Source organism: Rania fehmarnensis (assembly GCF_056494185.1).
In genome coordinates, this window is the sequence record NZ_CM151398.1 from 2565420 (window position 1) to 2582919 (window position 17500).

General features: G+C 56.0%; 15 protein-coding genes, 1 tRNA gene and 1 pseudogene. 6 read left to right on the forward strand and 11 right to left on the reverse strand.

The genetic code is table 11. The annotated features are described in order from the left end of the window. Positions 1–297: 297 nt before the first annotated feature. The 5 genes from SH573x_RS08555 (at position 298) to SH573x_RS08575 (ending at position 3998) form a co-directional block, all read left to right on the forward strand. Positions 298–381, forward strand: a tRNA-Leu gene (locus SH573x_RS08555). Positions 382–465: 84 nt separating this feature from the next. Then, positions 466–834 carry a 30S ribosomal protein S12 gene (gene rpsL, locus SH573x_RS08560; RefSeq protein WP_479354169.1) on the forward strand — a complete coding sequence of 123 codons (369 nt, stop codon included), beginning with the start codon at positions 466–468 and terminating at the stop codon, positions 832–834. Positions 835–944: 110 nt separating this feature from the next. Continuing rightward, positions 945–1415 carry a 30S ribosomal protein S7 gene (rpsG, locus tag SH573x_RS08565; protein ID WP_479354171.1) on the forward strand — a complete coding sequence of 157 codons (471 nt, stop codon included), beginning with the start codon at positions 945–947 and terminating at the stop codon, positions 1413–1415. A 102-nt stretch (positions 1416–1517) separates the two neighbouring features. Beyond that, positions 1518–3614: an elongation factor G gene (fusA, locus tag SH573x_RS08570; protein ID WP_479354172.1), complete on the forward strand. Its 2097-nt coding sequence runs from the start codon at positions 1518–1520 to the stop codon at positions 3612–3614. A gap of 15 nt (positions 3615–3629) precedes the next feature. Beyond that, on the forward strand, positions 3630–3998 hold the full coding sequence (locus SH573x_RS08575) for a cold-shock protein (RefSeq protein WP_479354174.1): 369 nt from the start codon (positions 3630–3632) through the stop codon (positions 3996–3998). Between the two features lie 1297 nt (positions 3999–5295). Here SH573x_RS08575 and SH573x_RS08580 read toward each other — a convergent pair. From SH573x_RS08580 to SH573x_RS08620, 9 genes and pseudogenes are all read right to left on the reverse strand, one after another. Then, positions 5296–5934: a phosphopantothenoylcysteine decarboxylase domain-containing protein gene (locus tag SH573x_RS08580; protein ID WP_479354176.1), complete on the reverse strand. Its 639-nt coding sequence runs from the start codon at positions 5932–5934 to the stop codon at positions 5296–5298. Positions 5935–5939: 5 nt separating this feature from the next. Next, positions 5940–6485, reverse strand: a pseudogene (locus tag SH573x_RS08585) (flavoprotein); the annotation flags it as partial. Positions 6486–6681: 196 nt separating this feature from the next. Then, positions 6682–6942: a DNA-directed RNA polymerase subunit omega gene (locus SH573x_RS08590; RefSeq protein WP_479354180.1), complete on the reverse strand. Its 261-nt coding sequence runs from the start codon at positions 6940–6942 to the stop codon at positions 6682–6684. Then, entirely contained in the window at positions 6935–7528 is a 594-nt protein-coding gene (gene gmk / locus SH573x_RS08595) for a guanylate kinase (protein WP_479354182.1), read from the reverse strand. Before gmk ends, SH573x_RS08590 begins: the two co-directional genes overlap by 8 nt. A gap of 6 nt (positions 7529–7534) precedes the next feature. Beyond that, positions 7535–8422 (reverse strand): YicC/YloC family endoribonuclease, encoded by an 888-nt coding sequence (locus tag SH573x_RS08600; RefSeq protein ID WP_479354184.1) that lies wholly within the window; start codon positions 8420–8422, stop codon positions 7535–7537. A gap of 62 nt (positions 8423–8484) precedes the next feature. Then, positions 8485–9144, reverse strand: a complete 660-nt coding sequence (gene secG, locus SH573x_RS08605) for a preprotein translocase subunit SecG (RefSeq protein WP_479354185.1) — start codon at positions 9142–9144, stop codon at positions 8485–8487. A gap of 20 nt (positions 9145–9164) precedes the next feature. Further along, positions 9165–9920 (reverse strand): triose-phosphate isomerase, encoded by a 756-nt coding sequence (gene tpiA / locus SH573x_RS08610; RefSeq protein WP_479354187.1) that lies wholly within the window; start codon positions 9918–9920, stop codon positions 9165–9167. 6 nt (positions 9921–9926) lie between these two features. Then, complete coding sequence (gene aroF / locus SH573x_RS08615) at positions 9927–10955, reverse strand: 3-deoxy-7-phosphoheptulonate synthase (protein WP_479354188.1); 1029 nt, start codon at positions 10953–10955, stop codon at positions 9927–9929. A gap of 103 nt (positions 10956–11058) precedes the next feature. Beyond that, positions 11059–11763, reverse strand: a complete 705-nt coding sequence (locus SH573x_RS08620) for a zinc metallopeptidase (RefSeq protein WP_479354190.1) — start codon at positions 11761–11763, stop codon at positions 11059–11061. Between the two features lie 283 nt (positions 11764–12046). Between SH573x_RS08620 and SH573x_RS08625 the strand changes: the two genes are divergently transcribed. Beyond that, positions 12047–13138, forward strand: coding sequence for an ADP-ribosylation factor-directed GTPase activating protein isoform b (locus SH573x_RS08625; protein WP_479354192.1), 1092 nt, complete (start codon positions 12047–12049; stop codon positions 13136–13138). 126 nt (positions 13139–13264) lie between these two features. Here the strand turns inward: SH573x_RS08625 and SH573x_RS08630 are convergent, their stop codons facing one another. Next, positions 13265–14323, reverse strand: coding sequence for a dipeptidase (locus tag SH573x_RS08630; protein ID WP_479356676.1), 1059 nt, complete (start codon positions 14321–14323; stop codon positions 13265–13267). Positions 14324–14685: 362 nt separating this feature from the next. Then, the gene (gene fliD, locus SH573x_RS08635; protein ID WP_479354194.1) at positions 14686–17400 is read right to left on the reverse strand and encodes a flagellar filament capping protein FliD; all 2715 of its coding nucleotides are present in this window, start codon (positions 17398–17400) and stop codon (positions 14686–14688) included. Between the last annotated feature and the right edge of the window lie 100 nt (positions 17401–17500).

A 17500-nucleotide genomic window follows, 5' to 3' on the forward strand; every position in this document is an offset into this window, starting at 1 on the left:
CGAGCCGTGCAAAAATACTTCCCTCAAGCAGGGATCCGCACAAAATCGAATAGCTAGCAATTTCCAGGTGGGGTGGGTTGGTGGGAGGGCGATGTATCGCAGGCTCATCTTAACTGGCCGGTTTGGCCCAGTAAATCCCTCGAATTGCCGGCGGCAAAGATTAACAGTTTCCAAATCTGGGAAATAATCATCACCGCTGACCAAGTGGGCCTTGTAGAATTACCAAGCTATCGAGTAAATTTTTGGGTCCTACCTGGACGCATGGTCTTTCACGGGCCGTGCCCCCTCGTAAGTGTTGCCAGAGTGGCGGAATAGGCAGACGCGCTGGATTCAAAATCCAGTGATCGCAAGATCATGTGGGTTCGATTCCCACCTCTGGTACCTGATGGTCGATATACCGAATGTAAACGTAGCTGAACCCACCCGGGTTCAGATGAAGATTCAACCCAGCAGAATGTTGAGTTTATGCCAACCGTAAATCAGCTCGTACGCAAGAACCGCGTCATCCAGCGCAAGCCCACCAAATCGGTGGTATTGGACAAGTGCCCTCAAAAGCAAGGCGTGTGCTTGCAAGTGCGAACGATGACGCCCAAGAAGCCGAACTCGGCTCTGCGCAAGATCACTCGCGTGCGTCTGTCCAACACCAAGGAAGTTACCGTGTACATTCCTGGTGAAGGTCACAACCTGCAGGAACACTCGATCGTCCTGATTCGCGGCGGTCGTGTTCGCGATCTTCCGGGTGTGCGTTACCAAGTTGTACGCGGTTGCCGCGATGCACTGGGTGTCAACGGCCGCAAGCAATCTCGCAGCCGCTACGGTGCCAAGAAGTCGTAATCCGCTTTTATCAAAGCGTCGATTCGGTCCTTGAATCGACGATTTGAAAAACAAAACCCAGAACAAAAACAAAACACTCGGAAACTAATCGCTCAAGCAGGTATTCATTCATGGGCAAAATTACTGCCAGTCGCACGTCACTCAAGCCGGATCCCAGATTCAATTCGATGCTGGCTAGCAAGTTCATCAACTGCCTGATGTACGACGGCAAGAAGACCACCGCCCAAAAGGTCTTCTACGATGCCTTGGAAGAGATTTCCTCCAAGATCAAGGATCGGCCTGCGATCGAAGTCTTCGAGCAAGCCTTGGAAAACGTCAAGCCGTACATCGAAGTGCGATCCAAGCGCGTCGGTGGTGCGTCTTACCAGGTGCCCATGCAAGTCAACCGTTCGCGTCAACAGTCGCTGGCCATTCGCTGGGTCCTGCAGGCTGTCCGCGACAAGAAGGGTCGTGCCACCCACTTGAAACTGGCCGAAGAAGTTTTGGCCGCTTACCGCAAGGAAGGCACCGCCATGAACAAGCGCGAACAAACCCACCGTATGGCCGATGCCAACAAGGCGTTCTCGCACTTCGCTTGGTAGTTTTTTCCAAACAACACACAGCGAGCCACGGACCATTCATCTGGTTGCGTGGCTCTTTTTCTGCGCAAGTTTAATTCTCTCCTATTTCGCTCCACTGAAATCATGTCCCGCGCGCTAGACAAGATTCGCAATATCGGCGTCATCGCCCACATCGATGCCGGCAAGACGACGGTCACCGAAAAGATGCTCTATATGAGCGGAGCCAAACATCGCGCCGGCGAAGTCGATTCCGGTACGACTGAAACCGATGACGATCCCGAAGAACAAGAACGTGGGATCACGATCTACGCCGCCTGCGTGACTTTCAAGTGGAAAGACAATATTGTCAACCTGCTGGACACTCCTGGTCACGTTGACTTTACCGCCGAAGTCGAACGCTGCCTGCGCGTGCTCGATGGAGCTGTGGTTGTCTTTAGTGGTCGTGAAGGCGTCGAAGCACAAAGCGAAACCGTGTGGCGTCAAGCGGACAAGTACGACGTACCGCGCATTGTGTTTATTAACAAACTCGATCGCGAAGGCGCTGATTTTTATCGCGTGCTGGCCGATATCGGGCCGCGACTGAATGCCAATCCAGTGGCTATTCAGATCCCGGTTGGCCAAGGGCCGACGCATACGGCCGATCCCTTTCGCGGCGTGATCGATCTGATCGACATGGAAATGTTGCGGTTCACAGCCGAAGATGCAGGCAAGCAGGTACTTCGCGAGCCGATCCCCGCTGAGATGCTCGACGAAGCACTCACTTGGCGCAACGAGATGCTCGAAGGTCTTTACGGCCAGAGCAACGAACTGATGGAATTGGCGCTGGAAGAGAAACCGATCCCCAGCGAACTGATCCGCAGCGTGCTGCGCGCGGGATGTCTGAAACGCGAAATACAGCCAGTGGTTTGTGGATCAGCTCTGCATAACATTGGCGTGCAACCAATTCTGGATGCAGTAGGATATTACCTGCCCTGCCCTTTAGATCGGCCACCGGTCGAAGGCATCGATCCCAAGAAACCCGATAAAGTTCTCAAGCGTTCGCCGTCGGTCGATGAGCCCTTTTGCGGCCTGGTCTTCAAGATCCTGCCCGCCAAAACGGGTGACCTGTATTGGATTCGCGTGTACTCGGGCAAGCTGGATTCCAACTCGCGCGTCTACAATCCCAATCGCGACAAGAAAGAAAACGTCGCTCAACTGTGGCAAATTCATGCCACCAAAAAAGAACGCCAGGGGCAAGTCGAAAGTTTGCAAGCAGGCGACATCGCCTGTGCCATCGGACCTCGAGCGTCTATCACCGGCGATACGCTGTGCGATACTCGCGATGTGATTCAACTGCCGAGCATTCAATTTGCTCAGACCGTGATCTCGATGGCGATCGAGCCCGAGAACACTGCCGAGCGCAAGAAACTGTCCGAAGTCTTGGAGATGCTCAAGCGTCAAGATCCGACGTTCAATGCTAACGAAAACGAAGAGTCGGCTCAGACGCTGATCAGCGGTATGGGCGAGTTGCACTTGGATGTGATCAAGCATCGCTTGACGCGTGATTTCAATTTGAACGTGAAATTCTACAAGCCGCGCGTGAACTATCGCGAGACGATTTCCAGCCAAGCCGAAGTGACCGGGCAGTGCAATCGCCAGATTGGCGCCACGCAGATGTTTGCCCGCATAAAAGTGCTCTTCGAGCCGCTGGAGGATCCAGCCGCCAATATCATCGTGTTGGATCGTTACTTCGGTGAAGGTGTCTTGCCGGATAATCTTAAAACCGCTGCTCTGGAAGAACTCCGCAGTCGCGCACAAGGTGGTGGCATCATCGGCAGTTTTCCGCTGACCGGCATGCGCATTAGCTTGATAGGCGGAGAGATGCGCGACGTGGGCTCGGATGAAGTGGCGTTTCGCATCGCAGCCAACGATGCGTTTGATCAGGGACTGGATCAAGGCGGCCCGACCTTACTCGAGCCGGTCATGAAGCTGGATATCACGACGCCGGATGACTATGTCGGCGAAATTGTTGGCGACTTGCAGCAGCGCCGCGCTATAATTGAGGCGACTGAAGCCCGTGGAGCACTGACGGGCGTGACCGCTTTTGCTCCGCTGAAAGAACTGTTTGGTTATTCATCCGCCATCCGCAGTCTCAGTCAAGGGCGCGCCGGTTGTTCGATGGAACCTCATGGCTTCCAACCGGCTCCTCAGGCTGACGTTGAAAGTTTCAGCTTCGGCTGAAGATAGAGATTTGCGATGCGTATTGGTGAAGTAGTCAAAGTTGTAGCGGCCAAGAAATTTGGATTCATCCGCAGTGCCGACCTGCGCGAAGACGTGTTCTTCCACTTCAGTATCGTCGACTCGCAAGGTCGTCGCGACTTGCAAGAAGGCGACGAAGTCGAATACGAGATCGACGAGTTCGCCCGCCTCGAACGCCAAGAACTGAAAGCGTTGCTGGTGCGCATGTCGCCCCGCCCGCTGACCATGCGATTAAAAGTCAGCGACGCCCCCCAGTTGCATTCGCAGCATCATCCCAAAGCACGCCAAAAGCGACCCAGCTGGCGCAAGCCCAAAGAAGGCGAAGGCGAAGCATCTGAAGGCGAAGCCCCTGAGGGTCAAGAATAGCCTCGTCTAGCCCGCATCCGAAGAGGGGAGGTCTTTTTCGTCTAACCCGTAGCCGCCAGGCGAGGCGCACCCTCTAACCCAAGCCTGCAACCTGTGACGTGACCTATTGGGCTGAAATTAGACGACTTGCCATGCTTCGCCGGACCGTAGAGCGGCTGTCCCCAGCCGCTCAGCACCCGCTGAGCATGCATCATCAAACCTGGTTTCTGCGGATCGGGGACAGACCCGGTGCTCGTCACCCATACGCGCGGGACAGACCCGGCGCTCGTCAAGTGTCTGTCCCCCAGCCGCTTCGCTAACTCAAGTCACTCACGTCCGACGTATGTCCCCCGCTCTCGAGCGCGATTCGTGCGCGGGGACAGACCACTGGTCTGTTTGCTAGCGTTACCCACACGCGCGGGGACAGACCCGGTGCTCGTCAAGTGTCTGTCCCTGAGCCGCTTCGCGCTAACTCACGTCTCTCACTCCCGACGTCTATCCCCCGATCTTGAGCGCGTGAGCGCGGGGACACACCACTGGTCTTTTTGCTAGCGTTAACCATACGTGCGGGGACAGACCCGGTGCTCGTCAAGTCTCTGTCCCCAGCCGCTTCGCAACCGCAAACTCAAGTCACTCACTCCCGACGTCTATCCCCCGCTTCCTGAGCGCGACGTCTGTCCCCCGATCAGCGATGGAGTGCGGGGACAGACCACTGGTCTGTTTGCTAGCGTCTCCCATACGCGCGCGGGGGACAGACCCGGTGCTCGGACCCGGTGCTCGTCAAGTGTCCGTCCCCAGCCGCATCGCACCCGCTAACTCAAGTCATCACGCCCAACGTCTGTCCACGATCTTGAGCGGGTTCCGAGGTAACAACTAGTGGTTCAAACAAAAAGGTTCGCACCTAGCTTTTGACCGACTCGAAGAACGCAACCGGGTATTCGCAAGTCCTCAGTGACCTGGTCATCGAGTCCAAACCAACAAACCAACACACCATTGCAGGTTATCAAAAATGCGCAAAAGTGACTTCAAGGCGGCAAATGGAAAACTCGCCGAGATCACGCCACTCACGCCTTACGTCTGTCCCCGATCTTGAGCGCGTGAGCGCGGGGTCATACCACTGGTCTTTTTGCTAGCGTCACGATTTCGCGCGACGGGCAGGTAGCCGAAGTCGCCAGACTTTGGACGCGTCACCGATCTATTTCCAATCTCTGGCGAGATCGGCTACATGCAGTAGACCAGTGTTACAGGTATACGACTTGCCGGGTGCTGAGCGGCTGGGGACAGCCGCTCTACGACGGCGCGGCTGGGGACAGCCGCTCTACGTCAGCGCGCGATTGAGCGGAGCGGGGATGCAATCTAAGATAGCGCGAGCCACTTCCAGTTTGCTTCCGGTGGCGGTGCGCAGGATCGTGCCGTCGTGGCCGATGATTTCGACGCTGTTATCGCTGGAGTTGATGGCGCTGGCGTCATTGCTGACAATCATGTCGCACAACTTGCGCTGCATCTTAACAATCGCGCGAAAACGACGGTCTTCGGTTTCCAACGCGAAACCGACTACCCACTGGTGCGATCGCTTGCTCTTGGCCGCCGTGGCGACGATGTCTGGAGTTTCAACCAATTCGAGCTTCAGGGGTTCACCGGATTTGGCAATCTTCTGCGGGCTGACATGCACCGGCATGTAATCGCAAGGAGCGGCCGCGCCGATCAAACCATCCATCTCAGGAAACACACGCAATACAGCTTCGAGCATCTCGCCAGTTGTATCGACCCAAGTTACTACCGCGCCTGCCGGATAGTCGACGGATACTGGTCCGCTAATGATGTGTACCTGGTTACCGAGCTCCAGTGCCGCTTGAGCCAGAGCAGCGCCCATGCGCCCACTGCTGGCGTTGGTCAAGTAACGCACGGGGTCCAGGTACTGACGCGTGGGTCCGGAAGTGATGAGGATCTTAGCCACGTGCTTCAGCTCAGTGGCAAACGGTTGATGATGGCTTCGACAATCGTTTCGGGTTCGACCATGCGGCCCGGGCCCTGCTTGCGACAACTTAACCAACCCACCCCTGGCCCCAATAACGTAACTCCGTCGGCCTGCAACTGTTTGACATTCCGCTGCACCGCCGGCTGTTCCCACATGGCATTGTTCATCGCCGGAGCCATGATCACTGGACAAGTGCGAGCCAAGTAGAGCGTCGAAAGTAGATCATCGGCCAGCCCCAGCGCACAACTGGCAAGAATGCGCGCGGTCGCCGGTGCGATAACCATCAAGTCCGCGCCTTCGGCCAGTTCGATATGCGCGCCCAGCGGATAACGCGAATCGTAAGTATCGCTGACCGGTGGTCGCCCTGTCAGAGCCGCGAAAGTCGCAGGGCCGACAAATTGTTCAGCACCAGTAGTCATAACGCAATCGATGGCATAGCCGCTTTGAATTAAGCGACTAACCAGGCTGGCCACTTTATAAGCAGCCACGCCACCGGTTATGCCCACGATGATTTTCATATGATGAATTTCATATGTTGAGCGGCTGTCAAAAGTCGCGACCGAAAGTTCGGTAGCTGAACGCGACCGGTTGTAGTTGGGAGCGGTTCAGCTACTGGTGGTTTTTACACAGGCTGGAAGCCTATGCCACACGCACAGGCTGGAAGCCTATGCCACACACACAGGCTGGAAGCCTGTGCCACACACAGGCTGGAGGCCTATACCACAGTTAGAGATCGAAGGAATCCATGTCGAGTAGTTCGCCGCCTTCGGGTTCGCCTACGGGGGCGGCGTTGCCGGATTGGGTCAAGTAGATCTTGTCTTGCAGGATTTCTTGCAGGACGATCTCCATCTTGGTTTCAGGCGGGTTGTCGATCAATGGGCGGCTGCCGCGATTGAGCTGCACGAGCCGCTTTTGAATGAGCGTCGATAGTTTGAAGCGACCGCCGACTTTGTTGACGATGGCTTCTTCTTTGAGGTCTTCAAGCATTGTGGTTAGTCTCCCGAGATGTACTCTGCTTTAGCAGTTCACAGATTTCGTTAACGGTGCGTTCGACTTCTTCGTTGATCACGAGGAAGTCGTACAGGTGTGCGTGTTTCATTTCTTCCGCAGCGACTTGCAGTCGTCGCCGGATCGATTGTTCAGTTTCAGTGCCGCGAGTTCGCAAGCGGCGTTCGAGTTCCTCGGCGGAGCCTGGATGCACAAACAGGCTGATCGTGCCCGTGCATTGTTCCATGACGCTCAGCGCCCCTTGCACATCGATCTCCAGCAGCATCCATTTGCCGGCGTGCAAGCCATCTTCGACTACATGACGCATGGTTCCGTACCAATCCCCGCGTCCAAAAACTTCTTTGCATTCCAGGAATTCACCCGCCGCGCGGCGACGAGCAAATTCCTCATGACTAATAAAATAATAATCTAATCCGTCGACTTCACCGGGCCGGGGTTGCCGAGTCGTCGCGGAAACACTCAACATTATCGGTAACGGGCAGCGCGCTAATAATTCACGCACGACTGTCGATTTTCCAACTCCCGAAGGACCCGAGAGTATCACCAGACGTCCAGGTTCGGCCACAATTGCTCACTCCACGTTTTGGACCAGTTCCCGCATCTGCTCGATAATCGCCTTTATATCAACGACGCGCTGTGCTATCTCTGAGTCACCGGCTTTGGAGCCGATCGTATTGGCTTCGCGAAACATCTCTTGAATCAAAAAGTCTAGCTTGCGACCCTGACTTTCAGGTTCTTCGATCAAACTGGCAAATTGACGCGTATGGCTGCGCAGACGCACAATCTCTTCGCGGACGTCAGCTTTGTCGGCAAAGATCTGGGTCTCGCGCAGGATGTCGCTCGGGTTGAGTTCGACGCCCACGATCGACAATCCCTGCTGAACTCGTAATCTCAAACGCTCGCGATAATCATCAATTACCAGCGGAGCTTTCTCTTCGATGGCTATCTTCAAATGATTGATGCGTTCAATCTGTGACAACAACTCGGCGGACATGTTCGCGCCTTCAGCCTGTCGCATGCGATTGAGGCACTTCAGGGCTTCGGTGACCGCCGTTAATGTCTCGGCCGTCAACTGATCGCTGGGTTCTTTGGCTTCTGTGTCGTGCTCGACTACCACGCCAGGTAGGGCCAACAATTGGCCTAAGGTCACATGCGAATCAATGCCCAACTTGGCAGATATCGCTTGCGTTTGAGCGTGATAACTGGCGATGGCTACCTCTTGCAAGCGATAATCGCTCTCCCTGGCTTCGCGATTGATGTACACCGTCATCGTTAGTGAGCCGCGCCGCACGTACTGTCGCGTCAAGGCTTCGATTTCAGGCTCCAGCCGGCTCAGCACATCGCTGGTGCGCAGTTGCAGCTTGAAGAAACGATTATTGACCGCGCGTATCTCGACCTGGATTTCCAAATTGCCGAACACATGTCGACATTGTCCCTGGCCGGTCATACTAATCAGCACGTAGCGAAACTCCTCAATTCAACAACATCATAAAGTGCAGCACCAGGGACGCACCCAGCCATTTACTTGGGTGGTTCTGCCGCTGGCGGTGTCGACTCGGGAGTCGTTGGCGGCGCTGCCGGAGCGGGCTCAGTTGTGGCTGACTCGGCAGGTGGTGTCGACGGCGCCGGTTCAGTAGGTGCTGGCTCAGCAGGCGCTGGTTCTTCGGGTTTAGTCTCAACCGGTGCCGGAGTAACGGGCGCAGGCGTCGATGGCACAGGAGTAGTTGCAGCCGGAGTAGTTGCAGCCGGTGGAATTACAGCCGAAGGCGTCTTGCCGGCGTCGCCGCTGGCTGGGGCGGCTGGCGACATGCTCGACGAAGCTCCCGCTCCCGCGCCTGCCCCTGCTCCACTCTTGCCCGAGTTTTCCGAACCAACTTCGCTGGCCGTCGTCGTAACGCCTTGCAAGCTGGCCGGACCACCGGTGGTGCTGGGATTGAGTGTGCGCACGGCAGTGGCGCACAAGAAAATCCAGATGGCGGCGACGACGATCGTGATGCGCGTAAACACGTCACCGGCTTTGGTACCCAGAGCACTCTGTCCGCCGGGGCCACCCAGCGCACCGACTAAACCGCCACCGCGTCCGCGTTGCACCAGTACGAGCAACACCAGAAAGACAGAGGTGATAAAGATCGAGATACCAAAGAAATAGTGACTTAACAGTCCGAGCAACAACATGTGCATGGTTCCTTCTGTGCGTTTTTTTAGCCAGCTGCCTTGACGATTTGCGCAAAGCCATCGGCTTTCAGCGATGCTCCACCCACCAAGGCTCCGTCAATGTTTGGTTGACCGAGCAACTCGGCTGCGTTGTCCGCTTTGACACTGCCGCCATATTGAATACGAATTTTGTTGGATATATCTGTGCCAAACAGTTCGCTGAGCAACTTGCGAATGTAGGCATGCACCTCTTCAGCTTGTGCCGGCGTGGCGGTTTTGCCAGTGCCAATTGCCCATACGGGTTCATACGCAATAACCAATTGGCCCGCTTGCTCGGCCGAGAGCCCGGCGAGCGAACCACGGCACTGCGTGTCGACGACCTGCTCGGTTTTACTGGCTTCACGCTCACTGAGCGTTTCACCAACGCACACGATCGGGGTCAAGCCTATGGCCAGCGCCGCAAACGTCTTCTTGTTGATGCTTTGATCGGTTTCACCGAAGAACTGACGGCGCTCACTGTGACCGAGGATCACATGGCTGCAGCCGATATCCTTCAACATGGCCCCGCTCAATTCGCCCGTAAATGCCCCCTCTTTTTCGTGGTACATGTTCTGAGCACCCAGGCCGATGCGCGAACCCTTCAGGGCTGCTGCGACATCGCTCAAGTATACGCTGGGCGGGCAGACGGCAACTTCGACCTTATCCGACGACGGCAGTTGTTCGATGAGACCTTTGACCAAGGCCACGCTGCTATCGCGCAGCAGGTTCATCTTCCAGTTGCCAGCTATGAAAGGGATTCTCAACGTGGTTTACTCCGGGACCGGTGAAAGTTGTTTGCCGATGGCAGCGGCGATTTTGCGCATTTGCTGCATCAGCTCGTCATACTGTTTGGGTAACAAGGCTTGTGGCCCATCGCTCTTGGCGACTTCTGGACAATCGTGAACTTCGATATGCACGCCATCGGCCCCGGCAGCCAAACCGGCCAGCGCGCAGGCGGGGATCAAATCTGGTCGGCCCGTGGCGTGGCTCGGATCGACGATGATCGGCAAGTGACTTAGTTTCTTGGCTAGCGGCACCGCTGCCACATCAAACAGGTTGCGCGTGGCGGTATCAAATCCGCGAATACCACGTTCGCATAGCACCACTTGCGAATTGCCTTGCGAGAGCACGTATTCGGCGCTCATCAGCAGATCATTTACTGAAGCTGCCATACCGCGTTTCAGGAGGATAGGCCGCTTGGTCTTGCCGACTTCGGTCAGCAGTACAAAGTTCTGCATGTTGCGGGCGCCGACTTGAATCATGTCGGAGTATTCAGCCACGAGCTCGACGTTGCGCGGATCAGTCACTTCGGTCACGATGGGCAGCTTGGCCAAGCGGCCGGTGTCGCGCAGTATTTTTAGGCCCTCTTCCCCTAAGCCTTGAAAGGCATAAGGGCTGGTCCGCGGCTTATAAGCTCCTCCGCGCAGGATGTTAGCACCGGATTTTTTTATGGCCAGGGCAATCCGTTCCATGCGGTCGGGTTCTTCGACTGAGCACGGCCCCGCAATCATACCCAGAAAGCCACCGCCGATTTTCACTCCGGAAACATCGACGATGCTATCAAGTGGATGAGCATCGCGGCTGGCTAGTTTGTAGGGTGGTAAGATGGGTATGACGTCGGCGACGCCCGGGATCGCCCGTAGCGGCTCTTCGCGAGTTTTGTCTTCGTCGCCGATCAAGCCAATAATGGTGCGATAGGTCCCGCGGCTGATGTGAGGTGTCAGTCCAAGCGCTTCGACGCGCTGGATAACATGCTCCAACTCTTCTTCGGTCGCTCCATTTCGCAGGATCAGAATCACAGAAGCCTCGACGCCGCATGCCCAGCATGCCAATTGATAGAATTTGGTTCAAAGTCCAGAATTCTATCGACTTAGGGCTGTTTCGTCGAGGCGTAAGTGGGGCTTACTCTTCCCGGCTGCTCCCCGCCAGGCGGAACACGAAATAAGCCAATTGGAGTACCGACTGCAAGGTGGCTGCGACATAGGTCAGGGCCGCCGCATTAAGTACTTTCGAAACGTAGGGCAGTTCTTGCTGCATAATGATGCCCTCGGAAACCAACAGCCGCTTGGCCCTGGCAGAGGCATCAAACTCGACCGGCAGGTTAACCAGCTGGAAAGCGACCACGCCCGCGTAGAGCACAATACCGGCTAGCAGCACCAGCTTTCCTAGCGGAGCGGCTGAACTGATGACCAGGAACACACCCAGCGATGCCAACATGGCTCCGATACCCGAACCAATTTGCGCCATCGGCACAGCCATCGAACGCAGCCCCATGAGGGCGTAATTGTGCGCGTGTTGCAGCGCATGGCCAGCTTCGTGAGCGGCAATGCCCACAGCCGCCATCGTGTGACCTTCATAAACTTCCGGGCTTAGTCGCAGCACCCGCGCACCCGGATCATAGTGATCGGACATGTGACCAGGAGTCACTTCGATCGGCACATTGCGCAGGCCGGACCTGTCCAGGATCAGGCGAGCCGCGGAAAAGCCACTCATGCGAGCTGCGACCTGGCTCATGCGGGAGTAGGCCGAGCTGACCATGCCCTGCGCGATCAGCGCCAGCAAAATCGCAGGTGCCAAAAACAACCACATCCAGACGTCGAAGATCATAGATCGCTAACCCTTTCGCGAAATTCTTGCTTGCCAAAATTGCAGTGATAGCGTCTCGACATGCAAACCCCAGACCAAACCTCGTGCCGCTGGCTTTTCGGCCCCAGTCCAAATACGATGCGTAGCAGCGTCTCCGTTCGCTCCGCGAAAGGCAGTGTGTCTCCTTTCGCTCCGCGAAAGGCCCGCGCCGTTTTTCCTCCAACCACAACCATATCCCAGTCTCTCGTTCCGCAATAACAACTCACCTTTCGCGGAGCGAAAGGAGACGTTCAGAAACAATCAAGTGTCCCGATATCAAATACTCCTAGTGTTGCTAATGCTGGTCGGTTGCGATTATGTCGCTCCGGGGCCAGCTGACTACGATCTCGCACCATCGGCCAGTCTCGCGGAATTGCCGCCGGTCCAAGTGGAAGGTCTGGGTGGCCGCATCGACCGGATCTTGGAAGATCAATTAAAAGGTCGTCGCCTATCGAGCGCCGACAATGCGGCCTGGCAGATCATGCATGGCGTGATTTGTTATGGTCACCAGTTGCCGTTGGATACTGCAGATCGTGGTACCGTTCCGGCTCTTGACTATCTGTTCAGCGAAGGCGTCGTCCGTGGTTGGCAGATCATGCCAGGGCAGTTGCTGGAGAATGGTCGGCGGGGCGTGAAAGCGGTTCTCGAACCAGGCAGCTACATCGGTCAAGGGCACGTTGATCAGTGGATCGCCGTGTGCGCGATGGCCCAGTTGCCGCCAACCGATACCCTCGTGCTGGATGGCCAGACCTATACGTTACTGGACTGGGCCGCTCAAGCACGTTTGGATGTAGCCAGTAATCCGCTGAATGAATTCAGTTGGACTCTCATTGCGCTGACACATTATTTCCCTGACGATCACCAATGGATCGCAGGCGATGGTTCGCATTGGAGTTGGGAACGCATGGTCGAGCAAGAGTTGCGTTACGACTTGAACTCCAGTGCCTGTGGCGGTGCGCATCGTTTGGTAGGCCTGGCCCGAGCCTTGCAAGCCAAGCAGCGTTTGAAACTGGCCGACTCGTTTGCCTGGTCGGAAGCGCAGAGCATTGTTGCCGGCGCCATGAAAGATATCGAAGCCATGCGCTCGGGCGATGGCAGTTTATCCAGTCACTATCTCGAGCGTCCCGGCACGTCGCGCGATCTGGGAGCCACTCTATCGAGCACCGGCCACTTGCTCGAGTTTCTAGCCGTGGCTGCCGATGACTCCAAGTTGCAAGAGCCTTGGGTACAGGCCGCCGCGGCACGCTTGTGTGAAATCTTCGAAGCCACGCGCACTGCCGACCTGGACTGCGGCGCCTGCTACCACGCCCTCAACGGCTTAAAAGGCTACCGCCAGCGCCGCGGCCCAAACTTCTAACCTGTGGCATAGGCTTCCAGCCTGTGTCTTTGTTGTGGCACTCTGTCTACATCACCAACGGCAGAGGAGCGGGGTCAGCAGTCGTAAACATAGCGTCACTTACCAGTGGCTGGAAGGTTTCTCCTTCTACGGCAACACCTCACCAAAAAACCGCAGCCAGTTGCCGTGCATGATGGCTTCGATGTCGCTGGCCGTGTAGCCGCGTTTGGCAAGCATATCGGGCAATACTTGCAGGTCGCTAATACGATTGAGATCGACGGGTGTTTGTTCATTGCCGTAACCGCCGTCCAAATCACTGCCGATGCCCACATGATTGACGTTACCGGCCAGTTGGCAAACGATATCGACGTTATCGACCAATCGCAGCAGGCTCTCCGCTGGTGGTGTGACGCCGCGCACGTAACCATGCTGCATCATAATGACATCGCAAGCCATACCGATCACGCCGCCGCGCTCGATGACGGCTTTATACTGTGCATCGCTGAATTGTCTTTGCCAGTCCGAAATGCGTCGCGAGTTCTGATGGCTGGCATGGACGCGGCCGCCAAAATTATCCAGAGCTTGCCAGAAGGCGACATCCGACAAGTGAGTTACATCCAGGGTCATGCCGAGCGCTTCGATATTCTTGAGCAGCGGAATTGCATCGATGCTCAAACCTACTTCGCACTTGGTACCACCACCGTAACGATTAGCGCCATAGTGAGTCAAACCGATGGCCCGCAAGCCATGTTCATAGAATTCATGGATCGTATCGGGAGTTAGAACCGGATCGGCACCTTCCATCGTCAGCACAAATCCTAGCGGCGTCTCTTGTGGTCGATTCTTGAGATTGTCGACATGGTCGCGCAGGTCTTGCGCCGTTTTGAGCATCCGCATCAAACCATCTCGCTCTAACGCGCGGTAGTATGCCAGGTGCGCATGAGCCATTGCGTAGCAGGCATGCGGCGAGATCCAGCCCATTACATGGTTGATCTCTTTCTCCTGTCGGGCCAACAGCGTCGTTAAGCAAATACCGATCTCCGCCTGCTTCAACTCCGGCAAGCTGAGCGTCCCTTTGCCGCGCCCGGGACCGGTCATCCCCAATGAGATCTCTTGCGCGCGAATATCGTCGAGGGCATTGCGTAAATCACGATTCCAATCGACACCATTGAGAGCCAAATCCAGGTGAGCATCAAAAATCAACATCGGCACAACCACTATCCACTTGTGTAGTTCTAAGAAACCGCTGCATATTGTCTCCCGTCTCGCAACCAAAGGCAATGCGGCGGCACGGTCACCTCTCCAAGGCTTTGCCTTGGGGAGGTCGAATCGAGGCACTGCGAGATTCGGGAGGGGGCTTGGCAGTGCTGTTGGATAGTATCGAAAGTGTCTTGCTTAGCGCTGTGCCCCCCTCCCGCAGACGACGGCTCAAGCGCCGCGTCTGCGACCTCCCCCAAGCGAGCTTGGGGGAGGTGACGGAGATCGAATCTTGTAGCCGAAGTCGCCAGACTTTGGAGGCGTCACCGATCGATTTCCAATCTCTGGCGAGATCGGCTACATGCGGTTGCTTACGTGCTAGGCGTAATATTCTGGATGCTGTTAATGATCTTTAGGTTATCTTGGATCTTAGCGATGGCAGTTTCCATGTTGTAGAACTGCGTCAGCATCCGCGTGCGTTGAGAATCGAGCCGAATGGTCCAGGAATCGATGCGTTTGGAGTTGATTTCAATCTGTGTTTGCAGAGTCTGATTGCGTTGCAAGAGAGAGCCACCCTTGGTGCCTGCGAGTGAATCGGATACCTCTTTGGCTTTAGCGGCAAAACCTTTTTCGGTGTTGGTCAGGAACTCTTGAACACCATCGGGATCTCGACTGATCGCGGCGGCCAGTTTGTCTTTGTCCAGTTCGAGCTTACCGGATTCATTAAACGAGACGCCCAGTTCGGCAATCGAGCGAAATGAGCCCGCTCCTCGATGGATGCCGGAGAACAATTGCCCGAAGGAAATATCAATCCGCAGGGCTTCGGTCGAACCAAACAAAACTCCTGATGCAAAACTGGTGGCATCGAACGAGGTCAGTTCGCTCAGCTTGTCTTTCAGCTTGTTGAACTGGTCGACCACCGTGGTTAGTTGTTTCGAAACGGCATCATTGTTGGTCGTGACATCGACCGTTACCACCGATCGCGAGGCTTCGTTAACGGTAATGGTGACGCCGGGCGCTATGTCTTGGAAGGTGTTGCTGGAGGAATTGACCAATAGGCCACCGCCTTGCGACGAGCCGCCCACTGACAGCAGGGCATCTTGGGCTTTCAGCGTTTCCGAAAAGCTCAACGAGAGGGTGGAGGTATCCAAGGCGACGCGGCCTCGCAAGCCACTGGCGGCGCTGGAGACCGCTAGTCGCACTCCGCCCACACCCAAGTTCAAAACGCTGGCGTTGATCGTATCATCCGCTTCGTTCAGCTTGGTGACTAGCGTGCTAATGGTATCGACGTCGGTGGTTTTGACTTTGAAGTCCAACTTGCCATTGATGGCTTGAACGCTGTTGCCATCGACGGTGGCTGCGGCGCTAGTGCCGGCGATCTTGAGCTGCGCCGCCGTCTTGCCTGCGCCCACATCGGCAACCGACAGCTGACCTGCGCCACCTGCTTTATCGATCAACAGCAGTCCATCGCCCGTTTCGTTGATGCGCGCTTCGATGCCGGTGGCGAAGGTGTTGATCGTCTGCAACAGTTCTCCCACGGTCTTAGGCAAGTTGCTTTGCGTAAAGCTGATCGCCGACTGCAGGCCTGCGGAATTGGTGAAGCGTATCGATGATAGAGTCAGACCTCTACCTTGATCCCAATCGCTGAGCAGAGTGTTATCGTTGATCCATTGGCGTTCGAGACTCTTGCCGACTAGTTTGGCTGGATCGGTTGTTGTGCTCAGCCCCAGCTTGCTGGCCGTCGTATCGCTGCTGGTCGCCGCAATACTGGTGGTGGTCCCGCCACTGGTATCGACCAAGGAGATCCCGGTGCGCGTATCATTCAGTCGCGCATTGATACCAATGCCTGAATCATTGATCAGATCAACGACATCACCGATCGTTGTGGCTGATGATAGATCGACGGTGGCTGTCGCGCCACTGCGATCGGTTAAATCGAGACTGCCGAGTTGTCCCAATCCACTACCGCCATTGAGGCTCGATAGGAGCACGTCACCTAGTCCGCTCTGCAGTTGGGCGCCGGTTAGTGTACCGCCGGTGCTGGCTACGTTCCAACCTAAATCGCGCGCCAGTGTGCCTTTGGGTGATGTGACTGCGAAAGTTCCCGAGCCGGTCGTTAGGTCTTCGATTTGCAAACCATTGCCAGCAGAATTGATGCTGACTCGCACTTTACCACTGCCGGCGGTGTTGATAGCGTCGATCAATTGACCGACGCTGGCGCTGTTGCTGCTGAGGTTCGACTTGTATTCAAACGTACTGCCATCTTGCAGTGTGAAGTCCAGCGATGCGCTCGACGAAGACGCGAACTGGACACCACGCCCATCCAGCAAGCTGCGGAGCGATGTGGTGCGAGAGATCGATACGACATCGGTGCCCGATAAGGTGTTGGTGGCGGAAGTGACGCCGGCTAGACCCAGATCGCGGGCGGTGACACCATTTCCAATTTCAGTAACCGATATCGAACCGCTTCCGCCCGAGGTATCGACCAAGGTGAATCGATCGCCATCCAGTTTGGCTGAGACGCGAATATCGGTGGCGGAATTGATGGCGTCGATGACATCGTTGGCTGTGTGAACGAAGCGCAGATCGACGGTGGCACTGGCACCACTGCGATCGGTGATGCGAATCTGTCCACGCGCGACGCCTTGGCCGCCATTGAGTGTGTCGAGGGTGACCGAACTATCCAGGAATCCGCCGACATGCACTTCGACCTCGCCGGCGCCGACCAGTTGATCGGACGAAGCGAGTGCGGAGCTGGTGTATTGTTGTTGCTGAGCCTGTTGGATTGGTACGAACTGGTAGCTACCTGGCTTGGCTGAGGCTGAGGCAGTGGCCGAGAGTGAACTGGCCGAGCTTTGCACTTTGGTTTGATTGAACAGTGTCGAGCGACCGAGTTGGTCGGTCGATAGCTGCACACCAATAACCAAAGCGGTCAACTGGCCGATGGCCACTTGTCTTTTTTGCAGTGCAGAATTGAGTGAGTTCAGACGATCGCGCGGTGCAGCGGCGATCGACATTAGCTGATCGACAGTGTCGGTGATGGCGACACCAGATATCAGCCCCGTTGACGTTTGGATACCGGCCATCGATTTAAACCATTAAAGAGCGGAGTTTGCCATAGAGAAGATGGCTTATCGTTAGGCCATCGGTTGGAGAGGTAGAGGAACTCCAACAAAAAAGCAGAAA